The organism is Deltaproteobacteria bacterium (genome assembly GCA_016213065.1).
GTDB lineage: Bacteria > UBA10199 > UBA10199 > SPLOWO2-01-44-7 > SPLOWO2-01-44-7 > JACRBV01.
In genome coordinates this window covers 1-10886 of sequence record JACRBV010000128.1, presented here as the reverse complement: position 1 = coordinate 10886, position 10886 = coordinate 1, and the positions used below count along the sequence as shown (strand labels likewise).

At 47.7% G+C, this 10886-nt stretch carries 9 protein-coding genes; 8 read left to right on the top strand and 1 reads right to left on the bottom strand.

From position 1 onward, the window contains the following. The 8 genes from HY877_07570 to HY877_07535 form a co-directional block, all read left to right on the top strand. The coding region (locus tag HY877_07570; GenBank protein ID MBI5300130.1) for a hypothetical protein at nucleotides 1-470 on the top strand (470 nt) is incomplete at its 5' end. A gap of 56 nt (nucleotides 471-526) precedes the next feature. Continuing rightward, nucleotides 527-2260, top strand: a complete 1734-nt coding sequence (locus tag HY877_07565) for a proline--tRNA ligase (GenBank protein ID MBI5300129.1) — start codon at nucleotides 527-529, stop codon at nucleotides 2258-2260. A 197-nt stretch (nucleotides 2261-2457) separates the two neighbouring features. Next, the gene (locus HY877_07560; GenBank protein MBI5300128.1) at nucleotides 2458-2817 is read left to right on the top strand and encodes a hypothetical protein; all 360 of its coding nucleotides are present in this window, start codon (nucleotides 2458-2460) and stop codon (nucleotides 2815-2817) included. 317 nt (nucleotides 2818-3134) lie between these two features. After that, nucleotides 3135-5672 (top strand): hypothetical protein, encoded by a 2538-nt coding sequence (locus HY877_07555; GenBank protein MBI5300127.1) that lies wholly within the window; start codon nucleotides 3135-3137, stop codon nucleotides 5670-5672. A 3-nt stretch (nucleotides 5673-5675) separates the two neighbouring features. Further along, nucleotides 5676-7673, top strand: coding sequence for a CxxxxCH/CxxCH domain-containing protein (locus HY877_07550; GenBank protein ID MBI5300126.1), 1998 nt, complete (start codon nucleotides 5676-5678; stop codon nucleotides 7671-7673). Continuing rightward, nucleotides 7670-8878 (top strand): hypothetical protein, encoded by a 1209-nt coding sequence (locus HY877_07545; protein MBI5300125.1) that lies wholly within the window; start codon nucleotides 7670-7672, stop codon nucleotides 8876-8878. The genes HY877_07550 and HY877_07545 overlap by 4 nt, the downstream gene beginning before the upstream one ends. A 57-nt stretch (nucleotides 8879-8935) precedes the next feature. Then, entirely contained in the window at nucleotides 8936-9139 is a 204-nt protein-coding gene (locus HY877_07540) for a hypothetical protein (protein MBI5300124.1), read from the top strand. Further along, the gene (locus HY877_07535; GenBank protein ID MBI5300123.1) at nucleotides 9136-9528 is read left to right on the top strand and encodes a PIN domain-containing protein; all 393 of its coding nucleotides are present in this window, start codon (nucleotides 9136-9138) and stop codon (nucleotides 9526-9528) included. Before HY877_07540 ends, HY877_07535 begins: the two co-directional genes overlap by 4 nt. A 193-nt stretch (nucleotides 9529-9721) precedes the next feature. Here HY877_07535 and HY877_07530 read toward each other — a convergent pair. Beyond that, a partial coding sequence (locus HY877_07530; protein MBI5300122.1) for a class I SAM-dependent rRNA methyltransferase occupies nucleotides 9722-10886 on the bottom strand: 1165 nt, incomplete at its 5' end.

Genomic DNA, 10886 nt, shown 5'->3' with positions numbered 1-10886 from the left:
TGGGTCTTGCCGGGAAAAGTTACGAAGATCGATTCGTCGAAATGATGAAATATCATGGTGCGGATGTTGCACATGCTTTTGTGATCAATGAAACTTTGGCGCCATGGATTTCTTATTATTTGTTTCCTCTTTCTGTTGAGCTTCCTTTAGTTAATCAGCCTACACCAGAACAAATGAAAGACCTCACCAAAGAAATGGGATCCGCTGAGAATGTTCGTAAGGAAATGGAAAAGTCTGGGCTTGGGTGGCATTTGCCCGGGAACGAAGAGGAAGCACTTTGGGTTACAAGCAATCATGACCTGACTCTTGACCAAATCGATTTTCTTTATCTCATAGTTTTTGGATTCGCTGAATCGCCTGACATGATCGAGCTTTTGGAACGCAATGGTCTCATCCCAAAAAAATCTGAAGTCGATAATACCTACGCGAAACTTCTGGCGCTCATTCGACAAAATAAGTGTGTTCCCTAACCGCGAAAAAATTCCATCATTGATCCTGTCTGCAAGCTGTGTCAGAAGATGCGCCTATGCGCTATTCACAGATGCTCATCCCCACTTTAAGAGATGCCCCTTCCGATGCGGAAGTGGTGAGCCATAAGTTGATGCTGAGAGCCGGAATGATTCGCCAACTGGCTCGGGGCATTTATGATTATTTGCCTCTGGGCCTGAGGGTTTTAAGAAAAATCGAAAAAATTGTGCGGGAAGAATTGGACAGAGCAGGGTGTCAGGAAGTTTTATTGCCGGTTATTATTCCGGCGGAACTTTGGCAGGAGACAGGGCGCTGGAATTTTTACGGCAAGGAATTGTTGAGGCTCAAAGACCGTAATGAGCGCGATTTTTGTTTCGGTCCGACTCAGGAAGAAATTATCACCGATTTGGTCCGACGGGAAATCCGTTCCTATCGGGAACTTCCGAAAAATTTTTATCAGATCCATACCAAATTTCGTGATGAAATCCGCCCCCGCTTCGGTCTGATGCGGGCGAGGGAATTTATTATGAAGGATGGTTATTCTTTTCACGCCACCCAAACGAATTTGGATGAACATTACGAGCTGATGCGCCGGACCTATGTGCGCATTTTCGAGCGTTGCGGGCTGGAAACGAAGGTTGTTGAGGCCGATACGGGCGCGATTGGCGGGTCTTCTTCGCATGAGGTGGTTGTCTTGGCGGACACCGGAGAGGGTGAGATAGCCTTCTGTGACGCCTGTAATTATTCGGCAAATTTAGAAATGGCCGCGGCCCGTCAGTCATCTTCTCAAAAGAAAAATTCTGTGAAATCAAAATTCAAAGAAGTCAAAACTCCCGGTCTCAAAACAGTGGAAGAGGTGGCGAACTTTTTGAAGGTCAAACCTTCTCAAATGATCAAGACGCTGGTTTATTTGCGCGATGACGGACTTGTTGCGGCGTTGATTGCCGGTGATCTGGAAATCAACGAAGTCAAATTGAAGAATGCCTGCGGTGCTCAATTTTTGACTTTGGCGGATGCCAAAACCATTCGGGAGTTAACGGGTGCGGAAGTCGGTTTTGCGGGACCGGTGGGATTGAAAAGGAAAACATCTTTGGGGTCTGTTCAGGTTTTTGCCGATTTTTCCGTGGAAGGAATTTCAGATGGTGTTACCGGTGCGAATAAAACAGATGTTCACCTGACAGGCGTGGCCGCCGGCGTTGATTTTGAACCGGATCAATTTCTTGACTTGCGATTGGTGAAACAGGGAGATCTTTGCTATTGCTGTGACAAAGGGATTTTGCAAATCAAGCGGGGCATTGAGGTAGGGCATATTTTCAAACTGGGGACGAAGTATTCCAAGGCAATGAACGCCAATTTTCTAGATGAGTCCGGCAAGTCCCATCCTATTATCATGGGGACTTACGGTATTGGTATTGGGCGAACCGCGGCATCGGCCATCGAACAAAATCATGATGACAAGGGAATCATTTGGCCCCTTCCCATTGCGCCGTTTCAAGTTGAGGTGATTTCCCTGAATCAGGACGAACAAGTTATTCAGGCCGCCCAAAAAATTTATGACGATTTACAAAATCAAGGAATCGAAGTTTTGTATGACGACCGCGATGAAAGGGCCGGCGTGAAATTCGCAGACGCCGATTTAATCGGCATTCCCTATTTTATTGTCGTCGGAAGCCGCGGTTTGAAGGATAACAGCGTTGAACTTAAAACGCGTAAAACCGGTGCCATTGAAAAAATTCCCTTGGACCAAATCACTCTTTCCATCAATAAACTGCTTTCCCTACCCCCTTCGTAAGTGTCGGACACTTATGAGGGGGGGGCGGGGTGCAAGCCCCCCAATTTGGGTCCCCATCCCCCCTTATTATCTCTTCGACGGATAATACTCTTTAAAAAACCTTTTAATTTCAAGTGCTTTTGTATCACCCTTCAAGCCTCATCTTGGCAATCTAATTGCACTCTTGATGGGTGTGAGGAGCAAAAATTGGAGGGTTTATGAAAAGAGAAAATAACAAAAGATACGATCAATACGAAGAGTTTTTTGAAACGGACGAACAGCAATTGGCTGTGACGGTTTCGGAAGCATTGCCGAGCGAACATGCCCAAAATCCGATTCTTCAATTACAACTGACGATGGCTACCAATTCCATCAACCATGAATATGCCCGTATTGAGTTTGACGATACCGATAACAGCGAACGCCGTGAAGAATTGCTTGAATTTATGTCTCTCTGCCGTCAAAAATATTTTGAGGCGAGACAATCTTTGGAAGTTCACGATCCAAATGCACTGCAGGAATTTGAAGCCGACTTGATGCGCCAAAAAGTTGAAACACTTGGCCGATTTAATGCGTAAGTGAAAAGATTTTTGCGAAGTATAACAACCGCCCTTATCCCTAACCCTCCTTTCCTGAAGGGGAGCCGTCGAAAGACCGCTCCCCTTTCTTTTTATCGGGGGGATCGCTACCCCCCCACCTTCGGTGGGAGGGCCCCATCCCCCCGTACCCCTCTCGTTCAGACCGGCAAAGTCGGACTCCGCTCGTTTTTTTATAAGTAATATTCCCTCCAATGCCCATAAAATGGGTGCTTTGGCCTACAGCATTTCGGTTGACAAGGTCCTGTGTTGGCTTTAACAAGCCGATCAAATAACAAAAAGGACTTCAGATGTCGTGAATGGAAAAAATATGTGATGGGGTTTATGACACCTCGAAGGGGATTTGCCGAGGTGGCGATCCAGTTGTACCGGGTGCTTCCGGTGAAGCCCGCGTTGGCGTTGGGTTGGATGACATCCGTCAAAATCAGGAGAACCCTCTTACAGCCCAAGCGAGTGCATACGGTGGAGCTTCCTCTTTTGAATTAAGTGGCGCCGTGGAAGGGGGAATTTCTTTAGGCCCTCTCGATTTGCAAGCCTGCTGGCAACCATCGACAAAAGGTAATCAAAATATTTGCGGCGAATTTTCTTCGCTTCCAACTTCCTACACTGTGAGCCAGTCTGCAGGCGTTACCTATCGCATTTCACAAAAACATTTTGGGGCGCATGCCAATCTCGCATGGACCAACGCCCGCTTTGCCGATCCGAATTCTCCTTTGTCCGAAGCGAGTGCCGCCTTCAATGGTGGCGTGACGTTACACGGAAGTCCGTGGGGAAGTCGCAGTTTGGCGAGCGCAGAATATTTTTTCACATGTGATAGCAATAGCGGTTTGTGCGACGGAAAAACACAAAATCAATTTTTATTGCAAGGAGTGTCCTCTGTTCCTTTAAGTCCCAGTCAAAGACTTCTTTTGAGTGCCAATATGTTGTTGCCATTTGGGGATCAGCCCTTCACACCCGCGGCTATGCGCGCGCAGGTTCGATGGAATTCTGAAAATGTTTCGGTAGGTTTTAGTGGAACGCGGCAAACTCCCATTTTCGAAACGCTTCCCGTCAATCGCGTGAATGCGGAGGCGTCGGGGACGATGCCGCTGGGCTCACACGTTACGCTTGCCATCAAAGGAAGTGCCGGAGTCTTGACTCGGGATTATGAAGTGACTCCTTCATTGACGGTACATCCCGCCATAAAAATCAGCGGAGGTTATCGCCATACTGAACTTCTCACCGGCGGTGATTTTGAAACTTTGAATGTCTTTGCCGAAACACCCGATGATTTTCCCCTTCGCGGTTTGCGTCTTTACGCCGGACTTTCAGAATCTTATTGGAATGATCCTCTTTTTTATTCTCCTCGAAGTAGTGTGAATGCCCAATTAGGCGCTTCTTGGTGTTACACGCACTGGTGCGCGAGCGTTGTTGTCCAGCGTGATTTTCGAAACGAAGGAGATGCGTATCCCAATAGCAATCCCTTGCGTTGGAATGCGATGGTTGTTTTGGGATATCAAAACCAGCCGATTGCCAATTCTTTTCGTCCAATGTCGCTCGCTTCCCCCAGATTTTTGTTTCCGGCTTCCGCTTTTGGCGATTGGCTTTCGACAAGTCGCTGGCCAAAAAGAGGAGATAAAGGTCCGCCGGAAGCAGAACAAGGCGATTTATTTCTTGAGGCTCATACTGCTGAAGGCAAACCCGATGAAGTCCATGGAGAGATTTTCAAAAAATCTTATACCGAAGGGACCGATGCTATTTGTTACAATTGTCATGTCGATAAATCCGAAGAAGTTCCCAATCCGTGGTATCAATCGCGCCACAAGATTCGTGTGGATCAGCCCAAGGTCCAACTGCCCAGTGAAATGCTTTGCCAAAAATGTCATGACGAACTGGATCACGCGAACTATCTGAAACATTTGTTGGGCAATGCAGAGGGGAGACACCATGGCGCGGATGCTGTGGAGAATCCGCAAATTTGCGCCGGATGTCATGTGCTTCCCATCAACGACGACCAACATCATGTGATCGAAAGCAATCCGTTGCTGGTTTGCAATACCTGCCATACTAAGGTGGGACCCTTCAGTCATGCACCCGCCACATGGGCGCCTTCTCCCAAAAGCCAGTCGTGGCTTCGCGGTGTTTCAAGCGGTGGAGAACATGGAAAAACTTATTTGGAAGAAGCCAAGGCAAAAGGGGTTCGTAACGTGAGTTGCAAATCCTGTCATGCCCCAAGTTTTTGTACGAACTGCCATGCGGTGACAAATACTCACGGCACAACGGATGCGGATCAGAAGATATGGGGCACGGAAGGCGGACATCGTTACAGTGGTGTTGTGTTGGCGCAGGGAATTTCTTTCGTTAAGGCCAATCAAGAGAAGGGAAATAATTGTTGGGTTTGTCATGAGCCCCAACAAAATTGTTATGATACTTGTCATAGCGGAAAACGCAAAACAGGTTTTAGTTTTCATACGCCCGGAATGATTGACCGCCATCAGGGAGAATTAGACGCGAACCGTTTGCAATGCGGCAGTTGTCATCACGAAAAAAGGGGAGTTCCTTCTCTTTCACTCAACAATAACGCGGCAAATTGCAGAGAGTGCCATTTGGCAACGATCACGGGACGCGAACGCTCTGTGCCGCCGCATCCGGTGGGGTGGGCCAACCGACGCGCGGGCCGCTTGACTCCGCATGGAGAAGCCGTGTGTTCCAAAGGAGGCGTTGGTATCTGTATGCAATGTCATCAACAGACGCAGGATCCGGTTTTTGGCGGCCAGCAAAGTTGCGCCACAAATTTTTGTCATGATGAATCAAAGCAGGGACCGCAAGGTATTCCTGTTTGTGAGAAGGGAAAGTAATATATGCCCATACCGCCAATAGTCTGGGGATTGTTTATAGGCGGCACACTGCTGTTGGAGAAGTGTTTCTCGAAGACCAGAGAAGAGGAAAGCGCGCCCCCAAGAAACCGATGCGGTGAATGTCATCAAGATCCAAAAAATCCGACGGGCGGATGGAAAGGTTTGTTAGGTCAAGATCGTTTTGAAACTGGCAGGGTTCATGATTGGCATCTTCAACAATCCTACCAATGGACCTCTTCTGTTTTGTGCAAAGATTGTCATTTTATTCCGGAATCTTTTGCAGAGCACAAAAAGCCCAAAGTTTCTTTTTCTACAGATAGCCGTGCGGCTGAGCGCGGAGTGAATCCCGCGTATGATGCGGTAGCACAGACATGTCTTGTGGCCTGCCATGGTGCGGGTTTGGCGGGCGGAGCAGAAAGTTCTCCGCCATGGTCCACCGTTCCCCCGCAGGAACAGGGTTGCACGAATCTTTGCCACAAACTTCCACCGCCCCATTTTCAACATCTGCAAATTAAAGATTGTTACCATTGCCACACAGAAACAATGAAATCGGATGGAACTTTTGCGAACACTAGCAAACATATCGACGGGAAGGTTGAAACCGTAGCCAATATTTGCATCGCATGCCACGGCCAACCGCCCGGTGCGCCCGAAGATCCGCAACATCCCGCCCGACACGACTGCTTTAGATGTCATACAACAGTTGGTCCTGCTGGTCCCGATGGAAATCCCGTGATGACGGATCCGGATCATCATAATGATGGACAGGGAGTAAAACTTGTTCCTCCGCCGCAGATTTGCACGAGATGTCATGGATCGGATACGACAGGTCCCGCGCCTCCGCCGGACACGGATGGAAATACGGATGCTTCGAGTCGCAGTGTTGGAGCGCATCAGAGTCATTTAGATACAAATAATTCGGTGAGTTCCAATGTTGTGTGCGAATCCTGTCATCCCAAATATCAAACGATTTTTGATTCGGGGCATCGTGATGGTGCGAAGACAGTAGTTTTTAACGGCGGGATGGGGACGGCAAGCAGTGTTGCGGCGTCTTATGATCCTCAATTACAAAGCTGTGCCGTTTATTGTCACGGTGTGAGTTTGAACGTCGGAGGACGTCTAACCCTTCCTGTCTGGACAGATACAAGTGGTGCTCCCAAACATTGTGATGCTTGTCACGGTGCGCCGCCTCCTTTGCCTCACATTCAAAGTGAACATTGTGAGAGATGCCATGACGAAACAGCTGGGCCCAATCTTACTATTGCGGACAAAACCCTTCATGTGAATGGCAATGTGGATGTTAATCGAACCAAAGTTTGCATTGCATGCCACGGTCAACCGCCCAACGCGCCGCATCCCGCCCGACATGATTGTTCAAGTTGTCATCCAACGGTTGGGGCTCAGGGTTCCGACGGGAATCCCGTGATGACAGATCCCGCACATCATAATGATGGACAGGGAGTAAAATTAATTTCACCGCCGCAAATTTGTACGAAGTGCCATGGGAATGATCAGACGGGAGATCCTGCTCCGCCTTCAGACACCGATGGAAATACCGACTCTAGCGCTGTGGGTGCGCATCAAAGTCATTTGCACAATTCCGTGAGTTCCAATGTTGTGTGCAAATCTTGTCATCCTGAATATCAAACCGTTTTTGATCCCGGACATCGTGACGGAGAGGCAACGCTTGTGTTCAACGGCGGGATGGGAACAGCGAATGGCGTTGCGGCATCTTATGATCCTCAGATGCAAAGCTGTGCGGTGTATTGTCACGGTGTGAGTTTGAACGCGGGCGGAAATTTAATTCAGCCTGTTTGGACAGATGCGAGTGGCGCTCCCGAACACTGCGATGCTTGCCACGGTGTGCCGCCTCAAGGCACTCATATGAGTTCATGGACCAACTGTTCTTTTTGTCATCCAACCGCGGACAGACAACCGGACGGAACATTGAAAATTGTAAGACTCGATTTGCATATCAATGGAGTTGTTGATTCCAAATGAAGAAACAATTTTTCCATTTTTTTTGTTTTTTATTTTGCCTTTGTCTTGCGGCGTGTGGTGATTCCTCGTCCGAAATAGCGGCGGGATCGACGCCTCCGCCCGTCAACCCCGGCGGAGGCACTCCGCCGCCCGCACCTCCTCCCATTTTTCCCCATACGGCTGATTGGAAAAATCCGGAGGTTCATGGTGTTTATGTTCAGAAATCCGGTTTGCAAGTTTGCCGTCTCTGTCACGGACAAAATTTGGAAGGACAATCCGGGCCTGCTTGCAACAGTTGTCATAAAATTTTTCCACACATGGCTATATGGGAAAAGGATCACGCACTGCAAATCCGTCAGGAAAAATCAACCGCCGGTTGCGCCACAAAATGTCATGGTACCGACCTGAAGGGGGGATTGTCCGGGGTGCGTTGTGACAAATGCCACAGCGCTTATCCTCATGAAACAAATTGGCTCACAAAACACGGTACTACTCTTTGGGATACGCTCAAGCCGATGGACATCGGAAGTTTAAACATCACCCTCGGAGGGACTAAAACTTTGAGTAATTGCACGGACACTTGTCACAATTCTCCCGATTCATTTTCCAAACAGTGTTGGAGTTGCCATCAGACGAGACGACATTCGGATGGATGGACAACTGCTTCTGGTCATGCAACAAAGTTTACAGCCCAACTTCCGTCCACCTCGAATACCAACTGTATGGTGTGTCACGGCGGTGATTATTCAGGAGATACGTCAAATACTTCTTGTAGTCAGTGTCACGATAAAAGCCATCTTTCCAATTGGCAAGAGCCGGTGCATCACGGCGCCCGCTATCAAGCGTTGGAAGCGCTAAACACCGTTAATTGTTTTTCGTGTCACGCCGCTCCCGTTTCGTTTGATAAAGATTATAATGGAGTGCCCGCAAGTACAACAATCACGCCAGTTTGCTACACATGTCATAAAGCCTATCCCCATATAGCGTATCGTTATACGGATGGAACCTCTTACCCATGGAAGGGTAATGATGGATGGGCGCACGTTTTGCTGATCATGAATAACCGGACACTATTACCGGGAGCAAACTTAAGCGATCAAACCCTTGTCAATTCGCTTCGAACCACTTGTGCTAAACCCGGCGGCTGTCACACCGGCGGAAAATTTTCCACCCCCGAGCACGGAGGCCCACAACCCGCCTGCTCCAGTGTCTGCCATATTCATTAAGAACATTAAGATATCTTTTTTATTGACATTAGATATCTCCATATTTATCTTGGAAACATGAAGAAAACACTTTTGACCCTTCCGCAGGATATTCTGAAAACAGTGCAAAAACTGAGTGCCGCTCCGACTAAATCCAAAGCCGTTATCATTGCCCTCGAAGAATATGTGCGAGACAAAAGACTCAATTGTCTTTTGGACCGTATGGGCAAAGGTTATGGACTCACCTTGAAACAGATGCTTCACGCAAGGAAGAAGGGATGAAACTTCTTCTTGTTGACTCTTCCGCGTGGATACAAACATTTTCCAAACAATCTGATCCAAAACTGACTCATCAGATATTGGGTGCCAAGAAAAACAAACGCCTTGCAACTTGTGGAATGGTTTACTTGGAGGTCTGTCGTGGTGGGCGTACCAAAAAAGAGTTTCAGGAAATCCAGGAAGAATTCTTGGCAATGCATTGGCTGATCATTGAAAATCTCCATTGGCAGTTGGCGTGCGAGATGGGATTTCAACTGATGCAAAAAGGATTTCACCCGCCCGCAACAGACCTTCTCATCGCCGCCACAGCAATTCAATATGATTGTCAGCTTTTGCACCAAGACAAACATTTTCTGCAAATCGCCAGATATTTTCCCTTGAGGCTTGTGTAATGGGCACTTCTAAAAACCACGCTTGTCATCCTGAACCCTTCGCCATCACTGTCATTCTGAGCGAAGCGAAGAATCTGCTCGTGCTCAGGGTAAACTCCGTGAAGGATCTGTTTGATAACAAAGTGGATTTGAAGCACAGCGAGGAATGACAAATTGTGGTTTTCATAGGTTTTTAGAGATGCCCTAATAGTTCTTAAGCGGATTTTACGTTGAGAAAATAGCACTTCAAATAATTTCCCTCCGGAAAGTTGGGGAGGATGGGATGATCCAGTGCGGGACCGGTTTGGCAGATTAAATCCAAATTAACGTTTGCATCTTGCGCGGCTTCGTCCAGCATTGCTTCAAAATCTTCAATGGAGAAATGATAGGAACACGAAGAGGTTATTAGAGTTCCTCTGGGTTTGAGTAATTTCATTGCGCGCAAATTAATTTCTTTGTATCCGCGAAAGCCTTGTTCGCGTTCAGCGCCCGTCTTGATAAATGCCGGAGGGTCGAGATTGATCGTGTCAAAATGTTTTCCCGCGCGATCCGCATTTTTCAAAAAATCAAAACCATCCTCTGTTTCAATCGCGATTTTGGATTCCAGTCCGTTCAATTTTGCGTTCTCCAGAATTTTTGCGCACGCTTCTTTTGAACTCTCAACACATAAAACTGATTTTGCTTTGCGGGCCATGTGGCAGGCAAACCATCCCTGATAGGAAAAAACATCGAGCACATTCCCTTCCGCCTTGTGTCCGGCAAAAAGACGATTTTCGCGTTGGTCCAAAAAAGCCCCCGTCTTTTGTCCCGTCCAAAGATCGACGAGGAATTTTAAATCCCCCTCTGTGATAATAATTTGTTTGGGGACTTCGCCGTAGACACATTCTTTTATTAGGGCAAGTTTTTCTTTGCGACGCACCGAAACATCGTTTCTTTCCAAAATTCCTTTCGGGTTTAAAAGTTTTTTCAAAATTTCAAAAATATCTGTTTTGAATTTTTCCAGACCCGCGCTCAATGTTTGCACTACGAGATAAGATTCGTATTGATCGACAATCAGGGAAGGAATTCCGTCGGCCTCGGCAAAAACAAGACGTTTCGCCGTGGAAGGAATTTCCAAATCTTTTCTTTTTTTGATGGCGGCCGCGATCTTCCCCTCAAACCAGCTTTTATCAATGGTTTCCCTGGAGCGACTCAAAACGCGGAGCGCGATTTGGGAAGCGGGGGAATAGAGTGCCTGCGCCAAAAAAGATTGATTTGGCCCAAAGACTGTGACAATGCCTGGCACATCCGTTGTTTTGGAAACGATATCCGTGGCGTAAATCCACGGATGCCCTCTCCGAGGGAGACCTCTCCGAGGGGAACCTCTCTGAAACCACTGA

Bases quoted from the DNA above. Each gene is read 5' to 3' on its own strand.
- HY877_07550 (MBI5300126.1), top strand. From the start codon at position 5,676: ATGCCCATACCGCCAATAGTCTGGGGATTGTTTATAGGCGGCACACTG.
- HY877_07555 (MBI5300127.1), top strand. From the start codon at position 3,135: ATGGAAAAAATATGTGATGGGGTTTATGACACCTCGAAGGGGATTTGC.
- HY877_07535 (MBI5300123.1), top strand. From the start codon at position 9,136: ATGAAACTTCTTCTTGTTGACTCTTCCGCGTGGATACAAACATTTTCC.
- HY877_07565 (MBI5300129.1), top strand. From the start codon at position 527: ATGCGCTATTCACAGATGCTCATCCCCACTTTAAGAGATGCCCCTTCC.
- HY877_07560 (MBI5300128.1), top strand. From the start codon at position 2,458: ATGAAAAGAGAAAATAACAAAAGATACGATCAATACGAAGAGTTTTTT.
- HY877_07540 (MBI5300124.1), top strand. From the start codon at position 8,936: ATGAAGAAAACACTTTTGACCCTTCCGCAGGATATTCTGAAAACAGTG.
- HY877_07545 (MBI5300125.1), top strand. From the start codon at position 7,670: ATGAAGAAACAATTTTTCCATTTTTTTTGTTTTTTATTTTGCCTTTGT.